This is a genomic window from Streptomyces sp. NPDC002602 (genome assembly GCF_042889445.1).
Classification (GTDB): Bacteria; Actinomycetota; Actinomycetes; order Streptomycetales; family Streptomycetaceae; genus Streptomyces.
In genome coordinates, this window is sequence record NZ_JBIAQX010000001.1 from 978,740 (window position 1) to 1,003,017 (window position 24,278).

The following is a 24,278-nucleotide window of genomic DNA, read 5'->3' on the forward strand; positions in this document are numbered from 1 at the left end:
AACGGTGACGGTCATGGCAGAGGCGAACACGACGGCGGCGGCGGCCGAGCAGCTCAAGCAGCGGTGGGCCGACGACCCCCGCTGGACGGGCATCGAGCGCACCTACTCGGCCGAGGACGTGGTCCGGCTGTCGGGCAGTGTCCGCGAGGAACACACCCTCGCCCGACGAGGAGCCGAACGCCTGTGGCGGCAGCTCCACGAGCAGGACTACATCCACGCGCTGGGCGCGCTGACCGGCGGCCAGGCGGTCCAGCAGGTGCGCGCCGGTCTCCAGGCGATCTACCTCTCCGGCTGGCAGGTCGCGGCCGACGCGAACCAGGCCGGACACACCTACCCGGACCAGAGCCTCTACCCGGTCAACTCGGTTCCCCAGGTGGTCCGTCGGATCAACAACGCGCTGCTGCGCGCCGACCAGATCGCCACCGCCGAGGGCGGCACGGACACCACGGACTGGCTCGCGCCGATCGTCGCCGACGCCGAGGCCGGCTTCGGCGGCCCGCTCAACGCGTTCGAGCTGACCAAGGCGATGATCGCGGCGGGTGCGGCCGGCATCCACTACGAGGACCAGCTGGCCTCGGAGAAGAAGTGCGGGCACCTCGGCGGCAAGGTCCTCGTCCCCACCTCCCAGCACATCCGCACCCTGAACGCGGCCCGGCTGGCCGCCGACATCGCCGACACCCCGACCCTGATCATCGCCCGTACGGACGCCCTGGCCGCGACCCTGCTGACCAGCGACGTCGACGAGCGCGACGCCGAGTTCTGCACCGGCGAACGCACCGCCGAGGGCTTCTACCACGTGCGCAACGGCATGGCGCCGGTCATCGCCCGAGGCCTGGCCTACGCCCCGTACGCGGACCTGATCTGGGTGGAGACCGGCACACCGGACCTGGAGCAGGCCCGCGAGTTCGCCGAGGCCATCCACGCGCGGTACCCCGACCAGATGCTCGCCTACAACTGCTCGCCGTCCTTCAACTGGAAGGCGGCCCTGGACGACGACCAGATCGCCAAGTTCCAGCGCGAGCTGGGCGCGATGGGCTACCGCTTCCAGTTCATCACCCTCGCCGGCTTCCACTCCCTCAACCACGGCATGTTCGACCTCGCCCGCGGCTACGCCGAACACGGCATGACCGCCTACGTCGACCTCCAGGAACGCGAGTTCGCCGCCCAAGCCCAGGGGTTCACGGCCGTCAAGCACCAGCGCGAGGTCGGCACCGGGTACTTCGACCTGGTCTCCACCGCCGTCAACCCGGCCTCGTCCACCACCGCGCTCTCCGGCTCCACCGAGGAAGAGCAGTTCCACTAGGCCCTGCCGGCGCCACTTCGACGACAGGGCCCAGCACCCTGTCGTTCGCCGTCCGACGGCGCCCGAGAGGCCTGGCCCTCGGGCGCCCGCCGTCCCACGCCGAGGAGCAGAACCGCATGTCACTCACGCCCCTGACCGGCAGCGTCCGGGTTCTCGGCGCGCCGGATGAGCGCCACGACGAGATCCTGACCCCCGCCGCCCTGGAGTTCGTCGGTCGACTCGACGCCGCGTTCGCGGATCGCCAGCTGGAGATCCTCAAGGAACGCCGCCGCCGCTCCGCCCACCTGGTCTCCGGTTCGCCGCTCGACTTCTCCCGGGCCACCTCCGCCGTCCGCACCGACCCCGACTGGCGGGTCGCACCCCTCGCGCCGGGACTCACCGATCGCAGGGTCGAGATCACCGGACCGCCCGAGCGCCGCATGGCGATCAACGCGCTGAACTCCGGGGCGAAAATCTGGATGGCGGACTTCGAGGACGCCACCGCCCCCACCTGGAACAACATCGTCGGCGGGCAGCTCACCCTGCTCGACGCCATCGAACGACGCATCGACTTCACCACCCCCGAGGGCAAGGAGTACCGCCTCGGCGCGAACCTCGCGACCATCATGGTCCGCCCGCGCGGCTGGCACCTCCTCGAAGAACACCTGGAGATCGACGGCCGGCCCGTCTCCGCCTCCCTCGTGGACTTCGGCCTCTACTTCTTCCACTGCGCGGGGCGGCAGATCGACGCCGGGCACGGCCCCTACTTCTACCTCCCCAAGCTGGAGAACCGGACCGAAGCCCGCCTGTGGAACGACGTGTTCGTCCTGGCCCAGGAACTCCTCGGCATCCCCCGCGGCACCGTGCGCGCGACCGTCCTCATCGAAACGATCACCGCCGCCTTCGAGATGGAGGAGATCCTCCACGAACTGCGCGAGCACAGCGCGGGGTTGAACGCCGGCCGCTGGGACTACCTGTTCAGCCTGATCAAGACCTTCGGCCACCGGACCGACTTCCAATTGCCCGACCGGGCGAAGGTCACCATGACCGCCCCCTTCTTGCGGGCCTACACGGAACTGCTCGTGCGGACCTGTCACCGGCGCGGCGCCCACGCCATCGGCGGCATGGCCGCGCAGGTCCCGAGCAGGGACGCGGACGCCAACGCCGCCGCGCTCGCCAAGGTCCGCCTCGACAAGGAACGGGAGGCCGAGGACGGCTTCGACGGCTCCTGGGTCGCCCACCCCGGCCTTGTCCCCGTCTGCCGCGAGGTCTTCGACGGTGTCCTCGGGGACCGACCGAACCAACTGGACCGCACCCGCGAGGACGTCGACGTCACCGCCGCCGACCTGCTGTCCGTCCGCAGGATCGCCGCCCCGCCGACCCCCGACGGCATCCGCTCCAACGTCGCCGTCGCCCTGCGCTACTTCGACGCCTGGCTGCGCGGCAGCGGCGCCGTCGCCCTGGGCGGCCTGATGGAGGACGCCGCGACCGCCGAGATCGCCCGAGTCCAGATCTGGCAGTGGCTGCGCCACGACCGGGTGGACCGGGGAACGGTCGTCGAGTTCCTCGACGCCGAATGCGCTGCCCTGGAGGCCGAGGACCCCCGCGCGCTGGTCCTCGAAGCCCGGGAGGTCTTCGTGGACACCGCGCTGTCCGTGCGGCTCCCCGCCTTCTTCACCCCCGAGGCCTACACCCGCCACCTCGTCCGCGTCGCCGCCGTGCGGGTGAACGCGTGAACGCCCCCGCGGCAGCGCCCCGGATCCAACGCGTCGGGGTCGTCGGCGGCGGCCGGATGGGCGCCGGCATCGCCGAGGTCTGCGCCCGCGCCGGCCTCGACACTGTGGTGGCCGAGGCGGACTCCGTCGCCGCCCGAGCCGCCCGCGAACGCGTCGCCGTCTCCCTGGAACGCGCCGTCCAACGCGGAAAGCTCGACCGGATCACCGCCGAGGACGCCCTGGCCCGACTGGTGTTCACCGGCGACCTGGAGGACCTCGCCGACCGGCAACTCGTCATCGAGGCCGTCACCGAGAACCCCGAGGCCAAGACGGAGATCTTCACCGCCCTCGACAAGCTCGTCGCAGACCCGCGGGCCATCCTCGCCACGAACACCTCGGCCATCCCGATCATGCGGTTGGGCATGGTCACCGGCCGCGCGGACCGGGTGGTGGGCCTGCACTTCTTCAACCCCGTGCCCGTCCTGCCGCTCGTCGAGGTGGTGTCCTCCCTGCACACCTCGGCGGACACCCTCGCCTCGGTCGAGGCCTTCGCCCGCGACGCCCTCGGCAAGACGACCGTCCGCTCCCAGGACCGGGCCGGCTTCGTCGTCAACGCGCTGCTCGTCCCCTACCTCCTCTCGGCCATCCGCATGGCCGAATCCGGGTTCGCGAGCGCCACCGACGTGGACGCCGGCATGGAACTCGGCTGCGCCCACCCCATGGGACCGCTCAAACTGGCCGACCTGATTGGTCTGGACACCGTCGCCGCGATCGCCGAGTCGCTGTACGAGGAGTTCAAGGAACCCCTGTACGCCCCGCCCCCGCTGCTCCAGCGGATGGTGCAGGCGGGGCTGCTGGGCCGCAAGAGCGGCCGCGGGTTCCACACATACGGCCGGGGCTGAGGGCCCCGGCAGGTCTCCGGGCTGAGGGTGCGCCGGAGGCACGCACGACGGTGGGGGTGTGGCGAGTGGTGTCGCCGCACCCCCACCGTGTCTCATTTCACCGTCCGACATGTGGGAAGCCGTGTTCATTCACCGGGCGGTCGACCTAGTGTGGGCCTCGCAGCTGGTTCGCCCCGTCCGCCAGGCGGGATGCGTCGCAAGAGGGAACCCGGTGGGAATCCGGGACTGCCCCGCAGCGGTGAGCGGGAACGACCGCCGTCATACGCACTGGGACCGGAACCGGTCCTGGGAAGCGACGGCCAGTAGGTGCCCGCCGGGAGACCGGCAGGCGTGCCCGCGAGTCCGAAGACCTGCCCGTTGCCCGAGCGCGATCGACCGCGCCCGGTTTCCCGGTGACCTCGTGGGCGGGTCGGCGTGCTTCAGGCGGAACCTCCCCGTCGCGTACACGGACGTACGCGGCCCCGGCGGTCCGCCCGTTCCGGCACCCTTCGCGCCTTCGGCCCTCACCGGGTCCATGGAGACAAGCTCGCGAAGGAGAGTTCCGTGACCACCGAGTCCGCAGCCGCGGCAGTACGGGCCACCGTGTACGGCTACCCCAGGCAGGGCCAGAACCGCGAACTGAAGAAGGCCATCGAGGGCTACTGGAAGGGCCGCGTCACCGCGGACACCCTCCGGCAGACCGCCCGGGACCTGCGCCGGACCAACTGGGCCCAACTGGCCGAAGCCGGCATCACCGAGGTTCCGACCGGCGACTTCTCGTACTACGACCACGTCCTGGACACCACGGTCATGGTCGGCGCGATCCCCGCCCGCCACCGGACGGCCGTGTCGGCCGATCCGCTCGACGGCTACTTCGCGATGGCGCGCGGCACACAGGACGTGGCCCCGCTGGAGATGACCAAGTGGTTCGACACCAACTACCACCACCTGGTCCCCGAACTCGGGCCCGACACCGTCTTTGCCTCGTAAGTGACATCGAACAACGCGATGCTCACTACCCTTGAGGAGGAACGCTCATGCGGCGGCGGGAAGGCCGGTCGGAGTGGACTTGATCACCTGGTGAGCCAGTTGAGGAACTGGCTCCATTTTCCGCTGTGTTCACGCCGGTGGCCGGCCACGGTCGTGTCGTGGCTCGTGGACGCACCGGCCCGCGCCCGCGGCGCGTTCTCGCGGACCGTCTCGAACGGCGTGAACCTGGTGGGCAGCGTGGCGAGGCCGCGGTTGAACGGACCCGGGCGCCACACCAGGCTGTCCTCCGGCACGGAGAGCTCGACGTCCGGGAGCCGGTTGAAGAGGTTCTCGATGGCGGTGACGGTGATCTGCCGGGCGGGCTCCTTCGACGGGCAGGCGTGCGGGCCCGCGCTCCACGCCAGATGGGCCCGGTTGCTGCCGGCCTGACGCGCGGCCGCCAGGGCCGGCCCGGTGTTGGCGGCCGCGAAACTGACCAGCATCAGATCGCCGGCCTGCACCTTCTGCCCGGCGAACTCCATGTCGGAGGCCGGGTAGTGGGGCGCGAGATTCTGCAGGGGAGGGTTCTCCCACAACGTGTCGTCGATGGCCTCGTCGATCAGGCCGCCCTTGTGGGCGTACGCGTCGTGGGTGAGCAGACGGTGCAAGGTGTTGCCGATCAGGTTCCGCAGCGGTTCGCTGCCCGCCGCCAACAACAGGGCGAGCTGATGGACCATCTCCTCGTCGTTCAGCTTCGCCTCGTGCTGCATCAGCCACGAGGTGACGTCCTCGCCCGGCTGGGCGCGCTTGAGCGCCACCAGTTCACCGACGGCTCCGTACAGCACCTCGGCGGCCCGCTCCGCGTTGACTCCGTCGAACATGCCGGTGATGCCGAACAGAACGCGGTCGCCGATGTCGGCGGGGCAGCCGAAGAGTTCGTTGAACACGAACAGCGGCAGTTGCTTGGCGTAGTCGCCGAGCAGGTCGGCCGAACCACGTGAACCGAACTGCGAAACAAGGTAGTCGGACACCTGCTCCGTGCTTCGGGCCAGTCTGCGCGAGTCGACGCGACCCATGCTGTCCGTGATGGCCTGACGCAGCCGCAAGTGCTCGACGCCGTCGCTGAACATGCAGTTGGGGCGGTACGACAGAACGGCCGCGACCGGGTTGTCCCGGCTGACCCGGCCCTCGTTCAACTCCCGCCAGCGGCGGGCGTCCTTGCGGAAGGAACCGGAGTCCTGCAGCAGTTGCAGGGCCGTCGAATAATCGGTGACGAGGGTGGCCTCCACCCCGGGAGCGAGCTCCACGGGAGCGGTGGGGCCGTAGTGGCGCAGGTAGGTGTAGTACGCCTGGGGATCGGCCGCGAACCCCGGACCGTGCAGCGGCACCCGGCCGCCGACCTGGTGAGCGGGGCACCCGGGCGGGGGAACGGGTGCGGTGTGTTGAGCGTCCATGTCTGCTCCTAGCGAGCGCGGTCCAGCAAATAGCGGACGAGTGTGATCAATGCGTCGGCCGACGACTTGGGGTCGCGCGCGTCGCACGTGACGACCGGGGTGTCGTCGAGCAGGTCCAGCGCCTCGCGCAGGGCCCGTTCCGCGCGATCGGGCGTTCCGTCGAAGCGGTTGACGGCGATCGCGTAGTCGAGGCCGTACTGCTCGATCAGGTCGATCACGGCGAAGGAGTCCGCCAGTCGCTCGGGATCCACCAGCACCAACGCGCCGAGCGCGCCACGGGCCATGTCCTCCCACATCTGCACGAACCGCAACTGGCCGGGGGTCCCGAACAGGTACAGCACCACGCGTTCGCTGATCGTCAGCCGGCCGAAGTCCATGGCCACCGTGGTGGTGGTCTTGGTCCGCACTCCCTTGAGGTCGTCGAACGACTCACCGGCGCGGGTCATCGTCTCCTCGGTGGACAGCGGAGGGATCTCCGATATCGCGCCGATGAACGTGGTCTTGCCCACGGCGAAGTGACCGACGACGAGGATCTTCACGGCCGTCTGCGTCGCTCCGTCGCGGACGTACGCCTGCTCAGCCAAACTTGGTGCGGAGACCATTCAGCACCTCCTCGAGGATGTGGCGGTCCGTGAGCGTGGCCCGCTGCACGGGAGGACGGGTGATCAGGTAGCCGCCCTCGGTGAGGGCGGCGAGGACGATCTTCACCACACCCATGGGCAGTCGGGTGTGCCCCGCGATCTCGGCGACCGAGAGGTAGCCCGCCGTACACAGGTCCAACAGGCCCTGTTCCTCGGGAGACAGTTGGGTCGGACGCTGCTGACGGTCACCCGCGGCGGTGACCAGGGTGATGAGGGACAGGTGCTCCTCGTCGGGCAGGCCGCGGCCCTTGGTGATGACGTACGGCCGCACTAATTCCGCGGCCTCCGGCTCCGGTTCGTCGAAGCCGTTCACGAGTGGACGCCCAGGTTCTCGCGGGGCGGCGTCGTCAAGGCCTTGCCCAACTGGCCGACGAGCTGCTGCATGCGGAAGGTGATGTCCTGCATGTCGACGTCCGGCGAGGCCGAGACGCCGAGGTAGGCGCCCTCCCCGGCGGAGATCAGGAAGACCCAGCCGCCGTCGAACTCGACCAGGGTCTGACGCCACTGCAGGTGGCCGCCGTCGACGAAGAACCCGAGCGAGCGGCTGAGGGACTGCACACCGCTCATCGCGGCGGCGACCGTGTCCGCGTTGTCCTTGTCGAAGTCCCTGGTCCGGGCCATCAGCAGGCCGTCTGCGGAGACCAGGACCGCGTGCAGCGCCCCGGGTATCTCCAGGGCGCTGTCCAGCATCCATGACAGATCGTTGTTCACGGGACCTCATGTCCTTCGCTGCTCGCATCACGTGTGCTGCTCGTCTGGCCCGACGAGCCCGAGGGGGTGGCTCGTCCGTGGAGCGTGCCCCGCTGGAACGCGCCCATGATCGCCGCGGCTTCCGCGTCGGAGCGGGGCGCCGACGCCGTGCCCTGGGTGTTGCCGGGCACGATCGCCATTGGCCGCTTGCGGCTGCGCTTGGGCAGGCCGTCGACGGTCGAGGACGTGCCCACCGCGTACTCGGGGCCGCCGGGGTGTGCGGTCGACGCGGCGCCGGCCGGAGCCGGGGCCTTGCGCTCCGGCATGCCGGTGAGCAGTTCGTGCGGCAGGAGGAGAACGGCGCGGACGCCGCCGTACGGTGAGCTGGAGTCCACGGACACCTCGAAGCCGAATCGCTCGCAGAGCACGCCGATCACGGCGAAGCCGAACTGCGGAGGGTTGCCGAGCCCCGAGACGCCGGAGACCCGCTCGGTCGTCAGGAGTCTCACGGCCCTGGCCCGCTCCTCCTCGTTCATGCCGACGCCGGCATCGTCGACGACGATGCAAATGCCCTTGGGCACGGTGCGGATGTTGATTTCGACAACGGTGTCCGGGCTGGAATAGCTGGTGGCGTTGTCGAGCATCTCGGCGAGGGCCAGTGCCACGGGTTCGACGGCCCGGTGGGTGATGCCGAAGTCGACCTGCGAAAGGATCTCCACCCGCCGGAAATGGCGGATGCGTCCCTGTGCGCTGCGGACCACGTCATAGACCGAGGCGACGTCGCGCCGGCGCCCCAGCCAGCCGTCGCACAGCACGGCGATGGATTGCGCACGCCGCCCGAACTGCGAGTTCGTGTGGTCGATCTCCAGGAGGTCCTGGAGAATGACGGACTCGCCGTACTTGCTCTGGAGTCCGGAAATGACCGATTGCTGCTCGGCGGCAAGACCCTGAAGTGTCCGCATGGCGGACTTGAGGACGGATTTCGTCGCGTCCTGGGCCTGTTCTTTCTCGGCCTCGACGGATGTGGAGAAACTGTGCTCCAGTGCGGCGTAATGGTGTGTGAGTTCTTCGAACTCGTGTCTGAGGTCCCGGGTCGCCCTGCGCTGGCGAACGATGACGGCGGCGGCGCCGGCTATGGCGCCGACGACGGCGACGAAAAGGGCCCAGAGCACTGGGGTCTGTATGTAATACGTCATAAGACTCTCTTCAGGCGACTGACGGCCAGTTGCTGAATTCCGTCAAATGCGGGTGCGCCGGCGGACCGCCCGCGCCGGGGGTTCCGCCCGGATGGTCGCCGTGCTCGGAGATGTCGTTTTATGACCATCTGCCGCCCGCAAGTGCGATGATCGTATCACTGGGTGTGAACAGGTGATCGACCGTCAACAAGGGTCTTCTTGATGCCCATTGGCTCGATTTGATCGACCTCGCCGTACCTCGGCGAAGGGCGGGGAGCGCGCGACCCGGCGAGTCCGAGTTCGGGCGTGAGTTCGGGCGCGAGTTCGGTCCGGAATCAACTATTCCGGATTTCGCCGCTCACGATGTGGCGGCCTTTCCGGTCGCGGGATCGGCGTGACGTTCTCCAGCGGGCCGGGGATCTTCGGAGAACGGGAATTCCGGGCCGAACAGGGTTCCCGTGCGGGCGGTCCCCGCCACCGGATCGCCCACCGACCGCGACAGCGCCCCAGGACTCAGGTTCGGCGGCCCCGGCCGACGGCGAAGGCGACGAGGACCCCGGCCAGGGCGGCCCACAGGACGCCCTCACCACCGGCCTGGATCCAGCCGACGAGGCCGAGGAGGACCGCGGTACAGGCCCCCGCCGCGAGGGCCCGCGCATCGCGGAAAAAGGTCCACTGCACGCGGCCCGCGCCCGGCTCCCTCAGCTCTGCGACGGCGGTCTTGACGACGAGCGCGGCCACCACGATCGCGACCACCACGAGGGTTGTCTCCACTCACGCTCCCGAAGTCGGTTCCGCCCCGCCCGCCGGCCGGGGGTCGGACGCGCCGATGGAGGCCAGGGGTCCCGTCACGGTCGCCGACCGTCTCCTCCTCGTACAGGTGACGGTAGACCCTGCCCCGCCGCGGCAGAAGTACGGCGCCGCAGCAGGGTGACGGCGAGAACCAGGGCGACCGCGGCGCCGTAGGCGATGTCGCTCAGCGCCGCCGCGTGGCCGAAGACCGGGCCCAGTACGTAGACGGCGGCGCCCGCGAGCGCCACGCCGAGCCATTCCCAGCGACCGTCCAGGGCCACGAGGGCGATCAGCAGCAGGGCGTACCAGGAGTACCCGGGAGTGAGGAGCACGAAGGAGCAGCCGATGACCGTCAGCGCCCCGCTCCAGGGCCGCCGAGGGTCCCCGCGCCACATCACGTGGACGCACACGCCCGCCACGACGACGAGCAGGACGGGGAACGCCCAGCCGTCGGGCAGCACCAGGCGCAACAGCGAGTACCGGGAACCGGACGCCGGGTCCTCGTACCCCTCCTCCCGCACGTAGCCGCCGAGGTAGCCGAGGACGGAGCCGTGCGAGAGGAGGACGTACGGCAGGTAGGAGAGGGCGGTGAAGGCCGCCGCGGGCAGGAGCACCACGGCCGCGTCCCGGACCCGGCGGACGCCCGACAGCGCGCCCGGCAGGACGATCGCGGGCAGCAGCTTGGTGGCGACCGCGGCGCCCAACAGCAGCCCGCCGCCGGCCCGGCGCCCCGTCGCCCGGGAGGCGACGAGGCCGAGGCCGACGACCGCGAGGAGCGTGCCCAACACGTCGACGTGCGCGTTGTTCACGGCCTCGACGGCCACGGCCGGACACCAGGCCCAGTACGCGACCCGCCGGAGGTCACCGCCCCGGCGCCGCAGGATCGCGAGCAGCGCGCCGGTCACGCCGAGGGAGATCAGGGCGCCGCCGACCTGGAAGGCCTTGTGTCGGACCCCTGGTGGCGACAACCGGTCGACGGCCAGGAAGTACGCCTCGGCGACGGGCGGGTAGATGGTGTGGACGCCCGGCCGGTTGATGCGCGTGCAGTGGGGCGCGGCGCCCGCCCGGGGGAGGGGGGCGAGGTCCGGACCGGTGCAGGCGGCCCCCGTGGGGAAGAGCCACGGATCGCGCAGCCGTACGAGCGCCGCATCCCGCGGCGCGTGGTCGTACGGCGAGATCCCGGCGGACTGGACCCGGCCGTCCCACGCGTAACGGTACGAGTCGGTGCTCGTCCGGGGCGGCGCGACCAGCCCGGTCACGGTGACGGCGACCGCCCCGGCGAGGATCAGCGGCACGACGCGCTCGGCCGGGACGCGCCGCAGCGCCGCCAGGGCGACGGCGAACAGGAGCCAGCACGCGGCGTACCGGGCGAACAGTCCGACCGGGTCGGTGAAGACACCGTCGTACCGCACGGTGAGGACGAGCGCCACGACGAGGGCGGCGAGGGCGGCGGAGACGAGGGCGGTACGCGGGTTCACAAGGCGCAAGCGTTCCAGCAAGAGCCCGTCCGGCGGGGCCCGACGCCCCTGACGTCCGCGTTTCGTAAGGTGTCCGAGCCGCCCTCGGCCCTGGCCGCGGGGGTGTGATGGAGACATGCGTTTCACTCTGCCCCCGGGCCCGCCGATCACCTTCAAGGCACGGCTCCACGACGCCCGCACCGCGACCGCGATCGGCCGTTGGCTGGCCCTGACCTTCGCCGTCTGCTTCGCGACCGGTGTGCTGAGCCACTTCCTCCAGCACCCGCCGGGATGGCTCGCGGACCATCTGCCGAGCCGCCCGTACTGGGGCTACCGGCTGACCCAGGGCCTGCACGTCGTCTCGGGCATCGCCGCGATCCCGCTGCTGCTCGCGAAACTGTGGGCGGTCTACCCGCGGTTGTTCGCGTGGCCGCCCGTACGGTCCGTCCCGCACGCGCTGGAGCGCCTGTCGGTGGCGGTGCTCGTCGCGGCCGCCCTGTTCCAGCTCTTCACCGGACTGCTGAACACGTTCCAGTGGTATCCGTGGCCGTTCGACTTCGTGCCCGTCCACTACGCCGTCGCCTGGGTCGTCATGGGCGCCCTGCTGCTGCACATCGCGGTGCAATGGCCCCGGATCCGGGACCACTTCACCCTCGATTCCCCCGGCACCCTCTCCCTGCCCGAAGCCGACGGACCGAACCGGCGCCAACTGCTCATCGGAGTGGCCGCCGCGGTGGGAGCGGTCACGGTGACCACCGCCGGGCAGTCGGTGACCGCGCTCGGCCCACTGGTGCTGTTCGCCCCGCGCAGCCCGGCGCACGGAGTCCAGGGACTGCCCGTGAACCGTACGGCCGCCGCCGCGCGCGTCACCGAGGCCTCGCTCGCCGACTGGCGCCTGACCGTCCACGGACCCCGCCCGTTCACCCTGACCCTGGAGGAACTCAACGCCCTGCCCCAGCACGAGGTGACGCTGCCCATCGCCTGCGTCGAGGGATGGAGCAAGTCGGCCCACTGGACCGGGGTACGGGTCCGCGACCTGCTGGAGCGGGCGGGAGGAGGCCCCGGCTCGCGCGCCCGGGTGGTGTCGCTGGAGGCGGCCGGCGCCTACCGGGTCATGGACATGGGACGCCTGCACGCGCAGGACCCCCTCACCCTGCTCGCCCTGCGGCTGGGCGGCGAGGTGCTCTCCCTGGACCACGGCTACCCCGCCCGGATCATCGCCCCCAACCGGCCCGGCGTCCTGCAGACCAAATGGGTCGGCCGACTGGAGGTCGTGTGATGAGGTCCCGATACGTGCTGGGAGCCCTCGGACTCGCCCTGATGGCCTGGGGCGGGCTGCTCCTGGTCCGGCAACCCGAACCCTGGCGGATCGCCCTGTGGCTCGCGGGCGCGGTCGTGGTGCACGACGGGTTCGTCGCCCCGCTCGTGATGACGGTCGCCGCCCTGACCGCGGCGGCCGGACTCCGCCCGCGCGGCGCCCCGCGCGCCGCCCTGATCGTCGCGGGTTCCCTCACCGCCGTCGCCCTGCCCCCGCTGCTGCGCCCCGGCGCCGTCGCCAACGCGACCGTCCTGCCCCTGGACTACCTGCGCGACTGGCTGCTGACGATGGCGGCGATCGCCGTGCTCACCCTCCTGTACACGGGCACGCGCGCCGCCCTGCGCCGGGCGGCCCGCCGGCACTGAACGCACGGAAGCCGCCCTCCGGCCGGAAGAACGCTTCCGGCCGGAGGGCGGCTGTCCGACGGGCGCTGTCAGCGGGCCAGGTGCACGAAGTGCCGGCCCGCCGACTGCCAGGTGCCCGCCGGGCTCCAGCCCGCACCCTCCGCCGCCGCGCACAGGGCGCGGGTACCGAGCCTGGCCCACCGGAAGGGCGACCCCCGCCCGCCGTGTCCGTCGTCGACGTGGACCTCGACGCGTTCGTCCACGTCGGCGCCGACCACCTCGACGAACAAGGACCCGGAGGGAGCCGTGAGTTCGGCCGCGCGGCGCAACAGGGCCGAGGGGTCGCCGCCGATCCCGATGTTGCCGTCGATGAGCAGCACCGACCCCCAGCCACCCTCGCGGGGCAGCGGGTCGAACACCGACCGGCACAGGGCGCTGCCGCCCGCCCGCACGGTGCGCTCCACGGCCGCCGGTGTGACGTCCACGCCGAGCGCCGTGTGCCCCCGTCGGGCGAGCGCGGCGACCAACCGGCCCGGGCCGCAGCCCACGTCGAGGACGGGGCCCCGGCAGCGGTCCAGGACGGTGTCGTCGGCGCTGTCAGGTTCCGCGCACCAGCGTTCGACGTCCAGGGGCAGCAGCCAACCGTCGCCGCGCCGCAGGAACAGGGGCCCCTGTCCGGCGCGCAGCGCCTCGGCGTACGGGTCGGCCTGCCAGGTGCGGGCGGGTTCCAGGAGCCGGACGGTCATCGCGCCACCGCGCACAGGTCGGCGTGCAGGGCCGCGAAACGGGTGGCCGGCGCGGCCGCCGCCACGCGCGCCGCGTCCTGCGGGGTGTCCACGTCACACAGCTCGGGCAGGTCCCGCACGGCCAGTCCCGCGGCGATCAGCCGCCGCCGCTGCACCGCGCCGGTGTCCGGTACGGACATCGGGACGCCGCGCAACAGGTCCGGGTCCGGGTCGGCGAGCCCAAGAGCCCAGAAACCACCGTCGTCCGCCGGCCCGAACCAGGCGTCGGTGTCCGTGAAATCGAGGCCCTGCCGGAGCAGCTCCGGGGTGACCTGAGGGGTGTCCATCCCGATGAGCAGGGCCGGTCCGCCCGCCAGGGCGAAAGCCGCGGCGAGGCGGGCGTCGAGGGTCCCCGCGCACTGCGGCCGGACATCGATGCCGTCCGGCAGCCAGGGGCCGGTTTCCCCGTCCAGGACCAGGATCCGCCGTCGCGCCGGGGTGGCGAGGACGGCGGCGAGGGTGTCGCGGAGCGCGGCGCACGCCAGCCCGGCGGCCTGATCGGGGGTGAAGCGCGAGGTCAGCCGGGTCTTCACCCGCCCGGCGACGGGCGCTTTCGCGATGACGAGGAGAGTGCTCACGCGGCGACCCCCTCACCCGGTGCGCAAGGGGCGCCGGGGGCTTCGCCCAGGACCCGGCGCATGTCGCGCACGGCGTGCCAGGTGCCCCGCCAGGTACCGGTGACCTTGGACTTCCCCGAGCGGGGCAGGTAGGGGACGTCCGTCTCGCTCACCCGCCACCCCGCGTCGGCGGCCCGCACCACCATCTGGAGCGGGTAACCGCTGCGGCGGTCGGTCAGGGCCAGGTCGAGCAGGGCCTCGCGGCGCGCGACCCGCATCGGCCCCAGGTCGTGCAGTCGCAGGCCGGTGCGGCGGCGCACCATCCGGGCGAGCGCGAGATTGCCGGCCCTGGCGTGGACCGGCCACGCACCGCGGCCGCTCGGCCGGCGACGGCCGAGCAGCAGGTCCGTCTCGCCGGCGGCGATCCGGGCCGCCATGGGGGCGAGCAGCCCGGGATCGAGGGAGCCGTCGCAGTCGCAGAAACAGACCAGGTCGGCGCGCGCGGCCAACAGTCCGGCGTGGCAGGCGGACCCGAACCCGCGACGGGGCTCGTGGATGACCGTGGCGCCGAGGGCGCGGGCGATGTCGGGGGAGCCGTCGGTGGAACCGTTGTCGACGACGATGGCCCGCCAGCCGGCGGGCACACGGGCCAGCACCCAGGGAAGTGCCTCCGCCTCGTCGAGACACGGCAGTACGAGGTCCGCGCGAGGCGGTGCACAGGCAGATTCAGTCACCCTCCACACCGTAGGAACCGGACAGCCCGGAAAGGCGATTCAAGACCTTACGAAACGCGGACGCCGTGCCGCGTACGGACCTCCGAGGGCCCCGGCCGCGGCCCGCGGTGTCACCCTTGAGGCATGGCATCGAGCATCGAGCGGCATCCGGACACGGGCCCGCACACCGAGCGGGAACCCGCGCCCGCCGAGACCCCCGGCCTCGTCCTGGTCGTGGACGACGACCCGACCGTCTCGGAGGTGGTGGCCGGCTACCTGGAACGCGCCGGATACCGGGTCAAGCGGGCAGCCGACGGACCGGCCGCGCTGCGCGCCGCGCAAGAGGACCGACCCGACCTGGTCGTCCTCGACCTGATGCTCCCCGGCATGGACGGACTGGAAGTCTGCCGTCGACTGCGCGCCCACCGGGACGGCACCCCGCCCGTCCCGGTGGTCATGCTCACCGCGCGCGGAGACGAGGACGACCGGATCCTGGGCCTGGAGGTCGGCGCCGACGACTACGTGACGAAGCCCTTCAGCCCGCGCGAGCTGGTCCTGCGCGTACGGTCGGTCCTGCGCCGGGCGGCCTCGACCACCGCCCCGAACGCCGGACCCGTGCTCGCCGCGGCCGGGATCGCCATGGACCCGGCCGCCCGCCGGGTCACCAAGAACGGCGCCGAACTGGGCCTCACCCTCAGGGAGTTCGACCTGCTCGCCTACTTCCTCGGACACCAGGGGCAGGTCTGCGACCGGGAGCGGCTGATGCGCGAGGTCTGGGGATGGGACTTCGGCGACCTGTCCACGGTCACCGTCCACGTCCGCCGACTGCGCGCCAAGATCGAGGACGACCCGGCGAATCCGCAGCTGATCAGGACCGTGTGGGGCGCCGGGTACCGCTTCGAAGCGGTACCGGACGCCGCGCGCGGCGCGGCGGGTGCCTCGGGCGCGGCGGGCGCGGCGGGCGTGTCAGGTGCCGCGCGTGTCCGAACGGAGGACGGCCATGAGTGACCTGCTCCTCATCGCCCTGTACGCGCTCCTCGGCGCGGGAGCCGCCGGGCTCCTCGGAGCGGTGGCCCTGCGGATACTGCGCCGTCGCAGCATCGCCGTCTCCCTCGCGGTCGTGGCGGCCGTCGCGGTCTCGGCGATGCTGGCCGGAACGCTCACGGTGGCATGGGCGATGTTCCTGTCCTCCCACGACCTGGCCGTGGTGACCACGGTCGTCGCGATGGCCGCCGCCGTGTCGCTCGTCACCGCCCTGCTGCTGGGCCGTCAGGTGGTGCTGCGCTGCCGGGAACTCGTGCGCGCGGCGGGCGAGTTCGGAGAGGTGGGAACCTTCACGGCGCCCACCGTGCCCGCTCCCGCCGAACTCACCGCACTGAGCCGGGAACTGGACCGGACCGGCGCGCGCCTCGCCGCCTCCCGCGAACGGGAACGCGCCCTGGAGACCTCACGGCGCGAACTCGTGGCCTGGATCTCGCACGACCTGCGCACCCCCCTCGCGGGCCTGCGCGCGATGTCGGAGGCCCTGGAGGACGGCCTCGTGGCCGATCCGGCCCGCTACCACCGGCAGATGCGCGCCGAGGTGGAACGCCTCAACTCGATGGTCACGGACCTGTTCGAGCTGTCCCGCATCCACGCCGGCGCCCTCAGTCTCAGCCCCACCCGACTGTCCGTCTACGACCTGGTGGGCGACGCGCTGGCGGGCGCCGACGCCCTCGCCCGCCAACACGGCGTTCACCTGGCCGGCGAGGGCGTGGCCCCGCTGCCCGTGGAGGTCGACGGGAAGGAGATGACCCGGGTGCTGTCCAACCTCCTGGTGAACGCCATCCGGCACACTCCGGCCGACGGCACGGTCGCGATCGCCGCCGAGCGCCGCGCGGGCGCGGTGGTGGTGTCGGTCACCGATGCCTGTGGTGGCATCCCGGAGGAGGACCTTCCGCGCGTCTTCGACACCGGCTGGCGTGGCGCCCCGGCCCGCACCCCTCCGTCGGGGGCGGGTCTGGGCCTCGCGATCGTCCGGGGCATCGTCGAGGCCCACGCGGGACAGGCCGACGTCCACAACGTGCCCGGCGGCTGCCGCTTCGAGCTGACCCTTCCGGCCCCGGTGTAGGCCCCGGTGCGGGCCCTGCCGTCCCCCTGCCGTCCGCCCTCGCGTCCGTCTCCCGTCCGCCTCGCCGATCGCGGCCCTGCTCGGACCGCGGCGGCGCGATTGAGGATGTGTCCGGATATCGATCGCTCATACGAGTCAACTTGAGTCGACGACCTTCCCGAACGTCACGCTGAGTGTCCATTCTGGAGCTGTACGTATTCATCGGTGAAGGGATCGGCATGAGTGACCCGTTCGAGCAGCAGACCGCCAACGCCCTGGCCGCGGCCCCGCCCGTCATCCTGGCCGCAGGCCCCCGTGAACTCCCCGCCGAGGCGCCGCCGAAGCCGGATGCCGAGTGGCAACTGCCCCACGGCACGGCGTGGGTGTACTTCGCCAACAGCAAGCACGGCCTGGTCAAGCCGATCATCCTGGCCGACGGATTCAACTCGGGCCCCAGCACCCTGGAGTTCTCCTGGGCGGGCCTGGAGACCCGAAACCATCCGCTGATCAGCTCCCTCCGCAAGGCGGGGCGAGACGTCATCCTGCTCGGATTCAAGGAGCGCAGCGCCTCGATCCTGGTCAACGCACAGGCGGCCACGGCCGCGATCCTGCGCGCCATCGAGGAGCGGATCGGCGAGGAGCCCCTCGTGGTCGGCGGCTTCAGCATGGGCGGCCTGGTCACCCGCTACGCACTGGCCAAGATGGAGACCGAGGACACCGACCACCAGACCTCCCTCTACTTCTCGTGGGACAGCCCGCACCGCGGCGCGTACATTCCCCTCGCGCTCCAGGCGTTCGCGCACTACATCCGCAAGCTGAACCCGCGATTCTCCGACCAGATGAACAGCCCGGCCGCCCGGCAGCTCCTGCGCTGGCACATCGAGACGTGGGAGGACTCTCCCGCCGTCAGCCAGGAACGGACCGACTTCCTGGCCGCCTTGGAGAGCGTGGGCAACTGGCCCCGGCGGCCCCGCAAGATCGCGCTGGCCAATGGCGTCGGAACCGGCATCGGCAACGGCATCCCCGCCGGAGCGACCGCCGTCAAGGGCAAGGGGCTGGGCATCACCGGCACCGATCTGCGCACCCAGCCGACGGGCACCGACTCCCTCGCGGCCACGCTGCGGGTCATCACCTCCCAGAAGGCCGAGGTCCACGCCCCGGGCCTCCCCGATGTCGACGGCGCGCCCGGTGGCACCCTGGAGGGCTTCGGAATCCTCGCCGACGCGCTGAACAAGATCATCGGTCTCGGTGTGGACCACCCGATCCGCAGTCACTGCTTCGTGCCGGCCGTCAGCGCGGTCGACGTGCGCGACATCGACACCCGAGCGGATCTGTACGCGAGCATCGACGACCTCCCGCCGGAGGAGAGCGAGTTCGACGAATTCGTCCTTGCCTCCCGGAACGAGGAACACACCAAGATCACCTCAGAGCTCGGCACCTGGCTGATCGAGCGGCTTCCGTAACGGGGCCGACCTCACCGGCGCCTCGGCATCCGTTCGACGTCTCCCCCCGGCGTCCGGACGGCGTTCGGACGGCATCCGGTTGGTGTTCGGATGGCATCCGGTTGGTGTCCGTTCCGCCGTCCCGCCTGTTCGGGGCGGCGGAACGGGGCCACCGTGTGGCCGTACCCCCCCCGTTGCTCCTGTCAGTCCCTGACGAGGCAGAACGGGTGTCCCGCCGGATCCGCGAAGACGCGCCAACTCCGCCCTCCGGCTCCCTCGTCCAGCAGCGTGGCGCCCCGATCGAGCGCCTCCCGCTGGGCCTCGTCCAGGTTCGTGACCCCCAGGTCGAGGTGGAACTGCTGGGGCGGGCGGGGTCCGGCCACCGGGGCGGCCGATGGTCTTCCACCCGTTGGAAGGCGAGCACGAACCCACCGTCGGCATGGAGCGTGGCCCAGCCCTCGTCGGTCGACCACCGCGGATCCGGCTGGTTCACCACACCGCCGAGGAGCGACTGGTAGAACCGGGACAGCTCGATGACATCGGCACAGTCCAACACCACGCACTGCAGCTTGGCGATCATGAAGAGAGCGTCTCACGACGCCTGATCACGATCCGCGACCGAGCACCGGGCCGTCACGTCCGTATGACGTGGGCGGGTGTTGGTCGGATGCGCGGACAGTGGATCATCTGACGGGACAACCGGATGATCACCGCGCAGGAGGACGCAGCATGGAAACAACAGTGGTGGACCGCCCCGAGAAGTCCCGGTACGAGATCCTCGCCGGAGCGGACGGGACGGAGACGGCCGGCTTCGCCGAGTACTTCCTCTCGGAGGGCGAGATCGCCTTCATCCACACCGAGACGGAGCCCCGCTTCGCCGGCCAGGGCCTGGGCGGCCTGCTCGCCCGCGGGGCCCTCGACGACGTCCGGGCCCGCAAACTCGACGTCCTGCCGTACTGCCCCTTCATCCGGGGGTGGATCGGCAAGCACCCGGAGTACACGGACCTCGTTCCCGAGGGGCGCCGGGCGCAGTTCGGCCTCTGAGCGGCCCCGGCCAACCCTCCGCCCGTCGCCCGTCGCCCGTCGCCCGTCGCCCGTCGTGCGTCGCCCGTCGTGCGTCGTGCGTCGTGCGTCGTGCGGCGGCGCGGCCGGCGGGGTGTGCGGAAGAGAGGACCCGACAGCGCGGAGGTCGCACGCTCTTCCGTGTCGGGCAGGCGCGGGCTCGCGCGGGTGCGTCTTCATGCCATGGGGGATTCTCGGCCGTCGCGGTGTGTGTGGTTGTCCGGTGAGACGGCGTACTGCGGATTTCCCGAAAGGGGCGTGCGGTCCCACCAGGCGGGCGAGAGCAAACCCGAGGGCCTCGGCCCGCTCAGCCCGCTCCACGTGGACGGTCAGCCCCGGCTCGGGCTCGGCTCGTCGTGAACGGCGGGAAGGCCATTGCGGCAAGCCTCGCGGTGATCCATGCGACAGGACGCGACATTGCGGCCCACAAGGGGAACCTCCCCACTGCTCGCCACGCAGAGGGCATGACCACGCTCGTCCCGCGTCGGCGCCGTGAGGTGACCGATCGCGCGTACGCGGCCCCCATCGTCGACGGCCGCGGCGCGAGGGCCGCGTCAAGAACTCCGGGTCCCGCGTTCGGAAACCGTCAGGGAGGCCGCCGGGCGCCCCGTCGCGGCCGTTCCATGGACCGTGTCGGACCACGTGAGGAGGGCGGGGACTGTGCGAGGACGCGTCGTGGTGGGGACCAGCGGATCCCTCGGGAGCCTGACCGCGCTGCACCGGGCGGCGACGGAGGCCCGGATACGGGACGCGGAGCTGTGGGTCGTACTGGCCTGGCAACCGCCCGGCGGTGGGCCGGCCGGGCGCTGCTCCGGTGGTCCGTCGGTGCTCGACGGCTGCCGGTCCGCAGCGGTCGAACGGCTGCGGGAGATACTCGACCGCGCGTTCGGGGCGCGCCCGCCGGGGGTCACCCTGGCCGGACTGACCGCGCGCGGCACGCCCGGCGCCGTACTGGTGGACGCGGTCGCGGATCCCGGGGACCTGCTCGTCGTCGGCACCGGCACCCGGGCCCCGCTGCTCCGCGCGCTGCGGCCCTCGGTGGCCCGGTACTGCCTGGCGCACGCGTCCTGCCCGGTCCTGGTGGTGCCGCCCGGTCCGCTCCGGGCCGACCTGGAGTCCGTACGCCGGCGGCGCAGATGGCGGATGCCGATGGACGCCCGCGAGCTGACGGGGCGCCCGTGACCCCGGCCCCGGGAGGGAGCGGGGAGGGAGCGGGCCGCCGGCCGCACCACGGACCCGGCCCGCCGGCGCGGGGGTGCGCGGGCGGGCCGGGCGGGCCGGGCGGGCCGGCCAGGGCGGGCGGGCCGTTCGGGTCAGTGGATGACGCTGAAACTGCGCCAGGGGAGGGTGCGGGGAGCCGTCACGTTCGACAGGGTGGTCGCGACGTAGATCCCGTCGGCCCGATCGGTCTTCTGGCAGTTCGGCGTCCGGTACAGGACGATGTCGACGAGGGTGTTGTTCTCGACGTGGGTGGCGCCCCTGGGGATGGCGATCTTGTGGCAGCCCGTGACCGGGGTGTTCGAGTAGCTCAACACGACCGGAGACTCGTGGCCGCGGAAGGTGAGCATGCCGACGGTGCTCCGGCCCAGGCCCGAGCAGGCGGTGGCGGTCAGCAACAGTGCTGCGGCCCCGGTGATGACGCCGATACGCCGACTGTGGGACATGGCGCGGTCCTCGTCTGTGCGGTGATGGGGTCCTTGCGCACAGCCTGCCCCGCAGGGAGGCGGACGGCATCCGCTGTTCCGCCGGCCGGATGAACCCGAGGCCGTCGGGCCCGGCGGATCCTCCGGCGCCGTACCCACCGCACCCGGTCCCGGCACCCGCTCGGGCCTCGCACCGGCCCCGAGGCCAGGCCCCGACGTCTGGCCCCGAGGTCAGGCCCAGCCGACGTGCCCCGCCGAGCATCCCCTAGGGTCTGTCGTCAAAGTGGCGTCGTCGCCCGAAGGGCGGCCTCGCGGCGTCTGGTGCGGGCTCTCGGCGTGCCGGGCGGAAGCCCGCGTACTGGACGTACTGGGGCTTTCGCCCGGTGCGGCGAGAGTGCGTGCCAGGCGTCGCGAGGCAGACGACACTTTGACGACAGGCCCTAGGACCGTTCCCTGCGACGAGCCCCCGCGAGGGGGCCCGGGGCGGCCCCGACCCCCGAGCCGGGCGCCCGCGCCCACCGGTTCCACCGATCCGTCGCCCGCGGCCGGAGAATCAGGGGGCCACGGGCAGTTGGCGCTTGTGGTCGGTCAGCCGGTAGCGCCCGATGATGGTGGCGAAGATCGGCTCGGCCACCGGCTTGCCCTCCAGGAAGTCGTCGATGTCGTCGTAGGTGACACCGAGGGCGTCCTCGTCGGCCTTGCCCGGGTCGAGGGTTTCCAGGTCGGCCGTCGGGGTCTTCCACACCAGCTCGGCGGGCGCGCCCAGCACGTCCGCGACGGCGCGCACCCGGCGCTTGGTCAGCCCGGTCAGCGGGACCAGGTCCGCGGCCCCGTCACCGAACTTGGTGAAGAACCCCGACACGGCCTCCGCGGCGTGGTCGGTGCCGACGACCAGGCCGTCGTGCGCGCCGGCCACCGCGTACTGGGCGATCATGCGTTGCCGGGCCTTGATGTTGCCGTGCACGAAGTCCTGGTGACGGGCGTCGCGGAAGTCCACGCCGGCGGCCAGGGAGGCCTCCAGGGCGGCGTCGCTCGCGGGCTTGATGTCCACGGTCAGCACGTGGTCGGCCCGGATGAAGGAGAGCGCGAGCCGGGCGTCGTGCTCGTCGGCCTGGACCCCGTAGGGCAGCCGCATCGCGTGGAAGCGTGCCTCGTGCCCGGCGGCCCGGGCCCGCTCGACGGCGAGCTGGCACAGTCGGCCGGCCGTGGTCGAGTCCACGCCGCCGCTGATGCCGAGCACGAGGGAACGCAGACCGGTGGAGGTCAGCCGCTCGGCGAGGAAGGCGACCCGACGCTCGATCTCCCGCTCGGCATCGAATGTCTCGGCGACCTGCAGGTCCCGGGCGATCTCCTGCTGCAGGGCGATGGACGCCGGCTCGCTCACGTCTGCTCCTTGATGCTGTTCACGGTGTGCTGTCGCGCCACCCTACCCAGGACGTCCGGGCGGGTCTTCGGCGTGGTCCCGGTCGCTCCCCGGCCCTCGGCGCCGCACGCGCCGGGCCGTGACGTCCAGCACGTGGACGCAGCGCAGCAGTTTGGCCCGGGCGCGGGGGGCGTCCGCGGCCGGAACGACGATCTCGCAGAGTGCGGGGGCCTCGTTCGACGTCCGGAAGGTCAGCTCCGTGACGCACAGGCTGTTCAGCACGGTCACGATGCGGGAGAGGGCGTGCCCGCCGTCCCGGAGCGTGACGGTCAGCGCGTACGAGTCCTCCTCCGCTTCCTGCGGGGCGGGCGGCTCGGCGCGGGACGCGGACCGGCGTGCGGCGATGTCGAGGGCGGGGAGGGTGTCGCTGACGCTCATGGGGGGCGGGCTCCTGTCCTGGGAGGCGAACGGGCCGTGGACGACGGTGCGGCGCCGGCCGCGGGTGGCGGTCGGGGCGGTTGTCGGGGTCGACGGTCGGGGTCGGGGCGGGTCGGCAGGCGGGGCGCAGGGTGGGGGAGGAAAACAAAAAGACCCCTCGCGGATGCGAGAGGTCTGCGTGCGGGCGGTGGGACCGAGGGCGAATCGCTCGGTCAGTCCGGTGCCCGCACGCCGGCGCCAATAATCGGCTGGTGCGGCATGGCGAGGAGTTTGCCACGAGAATCCCGGCCCGCGGCGTCGCATCTCAGCATGCGGATGAACGCACCTGTCGGGGGCCGGTTGTGACCGTTCGTGATCGCCCGACGACCGATCACGACGCGGCGTCACTCCGGCGCGACACACGGTCGCGGTCGGGGCCCAGGTCCATGTCGGGGCCCAGGTCCATGTCGAAGCCGGGGTCCAGGTCCAGGCGGGGGTCGAGGTTCCCGGTCCGCTCGGTCGCCACGGGGTGCGTGGCCAGCGGTACGAGCACCGTGATGCGCTTGCCGCCCGCCGGCAGGAGGGTGACGGTCACACTGTGCGCGAGGCGCTGGATCAGGGGCCAGCCGAAGCCGCCGGCGAGGAACGTCCCGGCCTGGCGGGGCAGGGTGACGGGCCGGTCACCGCTGGGGTCGCTGATGCTCAGCCGCAGACCGTTCTCCGACACCGAGGCACTGAATCCGGTGATCCCGCCGCCGTGCCGGATGGCGTTCGTCGCCAGTTCCGAGGTCACAAGGAGCGCGTCGGTCAGGACGTCGTCCCCGTCCGGGCCGACACCGACGAGACCCGCGGAGCCCAGCAGGAACCGCACGCGGTCCCTCGCCTCCATGGCGGTGTGCGGAACGGGCTGCGCCGGTCCGTTCACGTCGTATCGCACGTTCACCTCCTCATCGGTCCCGTCAGGCGCGGACGCTACTCGACTGCCCTGTAGCCGCGCCGGCAATCGCAGCGGCAAACATCAGTGCCCTCCCCGGCCCGTGGATCACGGTCGGTGACGCTGTGACGGCACGGTCATGACCATGGCCTCGGCCAGTGTGGGGGCCGCGGCGAAGACCTGGGAGGCACCCGTGATGTCGAGGAGCCGGCCCAGGCGGGGCGGTACCACCCCGGCCAGGATCACGGGGCGGTTCAGGGCGGGCTGGAGCATCACGCTCAGCGTCGTCGAGTCCGCGAAGGTGACCTCCGCGACGTCCAGGACGTACCGGGCGACGCCGGCTGCCTCGGGGTCCAGGGCGCTGCGCAGCTCGTCCACGTTGTCCATGTCGAACTCGCCCGCCATCACCACGACGCGGACGTCGCCCTCGGAACGCGTCGCGACGCGGCACCGCGCGTCATCGCCACCCGGGAACGTGTGAGCGTCCATGTGCTCCACCTTTCTCTCTCTCCGATGTCGGTTGATCCGGCCCGACCGGGCGCACCGGTCGTGGCG

General features: G+C 71.9%; 25 protein-coding genes, 2 pseudogenes and 1 riboswitch. Of the genes and pseudogenes, 11 read left to right on the forward strand and 16 right to left on the reverse strand.

Annotated elements, in window-relative coordinates:
* The first annotated feature begins 13 nt into the window (after positions 1 to 13).
* From aceA to ACFYW3_RS03960, 4 genes and pseudogenes are all read left to right on the forward strand, one after another.
* Positions 14 to 1,303, forward strand: a complete 1,290-nt coding sequence (aceA, locus tag ACFYW3_RS03945) for an isocitrate lyase (RefSeq protein WP_351763325.1) — start codon at positions 14 to 16, stop codon at positions 1,301 to 1,303.
* Between the two features lie 116 nt (positions 1,304 to 1,419).
* Positions 1,420 to 3,018: a malate synthase A gene (aceB, locus tag ACFYW3_RS03950; protein ID WP_389385439.1), complete on the forward strand. Its 1,599-nt coding sequence runs from the start codon at positions 1,420 to 1,422 to the stop codon at positions 3,016 to 3,018.
* Entirely contained in the window at positions 3,015 to 3,899 is an 885-nt protein-coding gene (locus tag ACFYW3_RS03955; protein WP_389385440.1) for a 3-hydroxybutyryl-CoA dehydrogenase, read from the forward strand. Before aceB ends, ACFYW3_RS03955 begins: the two co-directional genes overlap by 4 nt.
* Before the next feature lie 147 nt (positions 3,900 to 4,046).
* A riboswitch (cobalamin riboswitch) is annotated at positions 4,047 to 4,272 on the forward strand.
* A 170-nt stretch (positions 4,273 to 4,442) separates the two neighbouring features.
* A pseudogene (locus ACFYW3_RS03960) lies at positions 4,443 to 4,865 on the forward strand (5-methyltetrahydropteroyltriglutamate--homocysteine S-methyltransferase); the annotation flags it as partial.
* An 86-nt stretch (positions 4,866 to 4,951) separates the two neighbouring features.
* Here ACFYW3_RS03960 and ACFYW3_RS03965 read toward each other — a convergent pair.
* The 7 genes from ACFYW3_RS03965 to ACFYW3_RS03995 form a co-directional block, all read right to left on the reverse strand.
* Positions 4,952 to 6,301: a cytochrome P450 gene (locus ACFYW3_RS03965; protein WP_389385441.1), complete on the reverse strand. Its 1,350-nt coding sequence runs from the start codon at positions 6,299 to 6,301 to the stop codon at positions 4,952 to 4,954.
* 8 nt (positions 6,302 to 6,309) lie between these two features.
* Positions 6,310 to 6,903, reverse strand: a complete 594-nt coding sequence (locus tag ACFYW3_RS03970) for an ATP/GTP-binding protein (RefSeq protein ID WP_351761609.1) — start codon at positions 6,901 to 6,903, stop codon at positions 6,310 to 6,312.
* The gene (locus tag ACFYW3_RS03975) at positions 6,878 to 7,255 is read right to left on the reverse strand and encodes a DUF742 domain-containing protein (protein ID WP_351761611.1); all 378 of its coding nucleotides are present in this window, start codon (positions 7,253 to 7,255) and stop codon (positions 6,878 to 6,880) included. The genes ACFYW3_RS03970 and ACFYW3_RS03975 overlap by 26 nt, the downstream gene beginning before the upstream one ends.
* Complete coding sequence (locus ACFYW3_RS03980; protein WP_351761614.1) at positions 7,252 to 7,653, reverse strand: roadblock/LC7 domain-containing protein; 402 nt, start codon at positions 7,651 to 7,653, stop codon at positions 7,252 to 7,254. The genes ACFYW3_RS03975 and ACFYW3_RS03980 overlap by 4 nt, the downstream gene beginning before the upstream one ends.
* A complete protein-coding gene (locus ACFYW3_RS03985; protein WP_389385442.1) occupies positions 7,650 to 8,828 on the reverse strand; it encodes an ATP-binding protein in 1,179 nt (392 codons plus the stop codon). Before ACFYW3_RS03985 ends, ACFYW3_RS03980 begins: the two co-directional genes overlap by 4 nt.
* Before the next feature lie 492 nt (positions 8,829 to 9,320).
* Positions 9,321 to 9,581: a hypothetical protein gene (locus ACFYW3_RS03990; protein ID WP_389385443.1), complete on the reverse strand. Its 261-nt coding sequence runs from the start codon at positions 9,579 to 9,581 to the stop codon at positions 9,321 to 9,323.
* A 74-nt stretch (positions 9,582 to 9,655) separates the two neighbouring features.
* A complete protein-coding gene (locus tag ACFYW3_RS03995; RefSeq protein WP_389385444.1) occupies positions 9,656 to 11,077 on the reverse strand; it encodes a glycosyltransferase 87 family protein in 1,422 nt (473 codons plus the stop codon).
* Between the two features lie 115 nt (positions 11,078 to 11,192).
* On the opposite strand from ACFYW3_RS03995, the gene ACFYW3_RS04000 reads away from it, so the two are divergent.
* Together ACFYW3_RS04000 and ACFYW3_RS04005 are read left to right on the forward strand one after the other, a co-directional pair.
* On the forward strand, positions 11,193 to 12,335 hold the full coding sequence (locus tag ACFYW3_RS04000; protein WP_389385445.1) for a molybdopterin-dependent oxidoreductase: 1,143 nt from the start codon (positions 11,193 to 11,195) through the stop codon (positions 12,333 to 12,335).
* Positions 12,335 to 12,739, forward strand: a complete 405-nt coding sequence (locus tag ACFYW3_RS04005) for a hypothetical protein (protein ID WP_389385446.1) — start codon at positions 12,335 to 12,337, stop codon at positions 12,737 to 12,739. The genes ACFYW3_RS04000 and ACFYW3_RS04005 overlap by 1 nt, the downstream gene beginning before the upstream one ends.
* Before the next feature lie 68 nt (positions 12,740 to 12,807).
* Here ACFYW3_RS04005 and ACFYW3_RS04010 read toward each other — a convergent pair whose 3' ends face one another.
* The 3 genes from ACFYW3_RS04010 to ACFYW3_RS04020 are packed head-to-tail and all read right to left on the reverse strand — an operon-like array spanning position 12,808 to position 14,794.
* Positions 12,808 to 13,464, reverse strand: a complete 657-nt coding sequence (locus tag ACFYW3_RS04010; protein ID WP_389385447.1) for a class I SAM-dependent methyltransferase — start codon at positions 13,462 to 13,464, stop codon at positions 12,808 to 12,810.
* The gene (locus tag ACFYW3_RS04015) at positions 13,461 to 14,081 is read right to left on the reverse strand and encodes a DUF2064 domain-containing protein (protein WP_351763539.1); all 621 of its coding nucleotides are present in this window, start codon (positions 14,079 to 14,081) and stop codon (positions 13,461 to 13,463) included. The genes ACFYW3_RS04010 and ACFYW3_RS04015 overlap by 4 nt, the downstream gene beginning before the upstream one ends.
* A complete protein-coding gene (locus ACFYW3_RS04020; protein ID WP_389385448.1) occupies positions 14,078 to 14,794 on the reverse strand; it encodes a glycosyltransferase family 2 protein in 717 nt (238 codons plus the stop codon). Before ACFYW3_RS04020 ends, ACFYW3_RS04015 begins: the two co-directional genes overlap by 4 nt.
* Positions 14,795 to 14,917: 123 nt before the next feature.
* On the opposite strand from ACFYW3_RS04020, the gene ACFYW3_RS04025 reads away from it, so the two are divergent.
* The 3 genes from ACFYW3_RS04025 to ACFYW3_RS04035 all read left to right on the forward strand — a co-directional run bounded on the left by ACFYW3_RS04025 (position 14,918) and on the right by ACFYW3_RS04035 (position 18,325).
* Complete coding sequence (locus tag ACFYW3_RS04025) at positions 14,918 to 15,781, forward strand: response regulator transcription factor (RefSeq protein WP_389385449.1); 864 nt, start codon at positions 14,918 to 14,920, stop codon at positions 15,779 to 15,781.
* Positions 15,774 to 16,883 carry a HAMP domain-containing sensor histidine kinase gene (locus ACFYW3_RS04030; protein WP_351763533.1) on the forward strand — a complete coding sequence of 370 codons (1,110 nt, stop codon included), beginning with the start codon at positions 15,774 to 15,776 and terminating at the stop codon, positions 16,881 to 16,883. Before ACFYW3_RS04025 ends, ACFYW3_RS04030 begins: the two co-directional genes overlap by 8 nt.
* A gap of 218 nt (positions 16,884 to 17,101) precedes the next feature.
* Entirely contained in the window at positions 17,102 to 18,325 is a 1,224-nt protein-coding gene (locus tag ACFYW3_RS04035) for a lipase family alpha/beta hydrolase (protein ID WP_389385450.1), read from the forward strand.
* A gap of 182 nt (positions 18,326 to 18,507) precedes the next feature.
* Here the strand turns inward: ACFYW3_RS04035 and ACFYW3_RS04040 are convergent.
* Positions 18,508 to 18,884: pseudogene (locus ACFYW3_RS04040) on the reverse strand (VOC family protein).
* Positions 18,885 to 19,033: 149 nt separating this feature from the next.
* Between ACFYW3_RS04040 and ACFYW3_RS04045 the strand changes: the two are divergent.
* Positions 19,034 to 19,348: a GNAT family N-acetyltransferase gene (locus ACFYW3_RS04045; RefSeq protein WP_389385451.1), complete on the forward strand. Its 315-nt coding sequence runs from the start codon at positions 19,034 to 19,036 to the stop codon at positions 19,346 to 19,348.
* A gap of 678 nt (positions 19,349 to 20,026) precedes the next feature.
* Positions 20,027 to 20,548 (forward strand): universal stress protein, encoded by a 522-nt coding sequence (locus ACFYW3_RS04050; RefSeq protein WP_389385452.1) that lies wholly within the window; start codon positions 20,027 to 20,029, stop codon positions 20,546 to 20,548.
* 131 nt (positions 20,549 to 20,679) lie between these two features.
* On the opposite strand, the gene ACFYW3_RS04055 is transcribed toward ACFYW3_RS04050, so the two are convergent.
* The 5 genes from ACFYW3_RS04055 to ACFYW3_RS04075 all read right to left on the reverse strand — a co-directional run bounded on the left by ACFYW3_RS04055 (position 20,680) and on the right by ACFYW3_RS04075 (position 24,212).
* On the reverse strand, positions 20,680 to 21,030 hold the full coding sequence (locus tag ACFYW3_RS04055) for a hypothetical protein (RefSeq protein WP_351763523.1): 351 nt from the start codon (positions 21,028 to 21,030) through the stop codon (positions 20,680 to 20,682).
* A gap of 532 nt (positions 21,031 to 21,562) precedes the next feature.
* Positions 21,563 to 22,393 carry an ammonia-dependent NAD(+) synthetase gene (nadE, locus tag ACFYW3_RS04060; RefSeq protein WP_351758290.1) on the reverse strand — a complete coding sequence of 277 codons (831 nt, stop codon included), beginning with the start codon at positions 22,391 to 22,393 and terminating at the stop codon, positions 21,563 to 21,565.
* Between the two features lie 42 nt (positions 22,394 to 22,435).
* Positions 22,436 to 22,810, reverse strand: a complete 375-nt coding sequence (locus ACFYW3_RS04065; RefSeq protein WP_389385453.1) for a hypothetical protein — start codon at positions 22,808 to 22,810, stop codon at positions 22,436 to 22,438.
* A 370-nt stretch (positions 22,811 to 23,180) separates the two neighbouring features.
* Positions 23,181 to 23,726, reverse strand: coding sequence for an ATP-binding protein (locus ACFYW3_RS04070; RefSeq protein ID WP_389385454.1), 546 nt, complete (start codon positions 23,724 to 23,726; stop codon positions 23,181 to 23,183).
* A gap of 105 nt (positions 23,727 to 23,831) precedes the next feature.
* On the reverse strand, positions 23,832 to 24,212 hold the full coding sequence (locus tag ACFYW3_RS04075) for an STAS domain-containing protein (protein WP_351758296.1): 381 nt from the start codon (positions 24,210 to 24,212) through the stop codon (positions 23,832 to 23,834).
* Positions 24,213 to 24,278 lie beyond the last annotated feature (66 nt).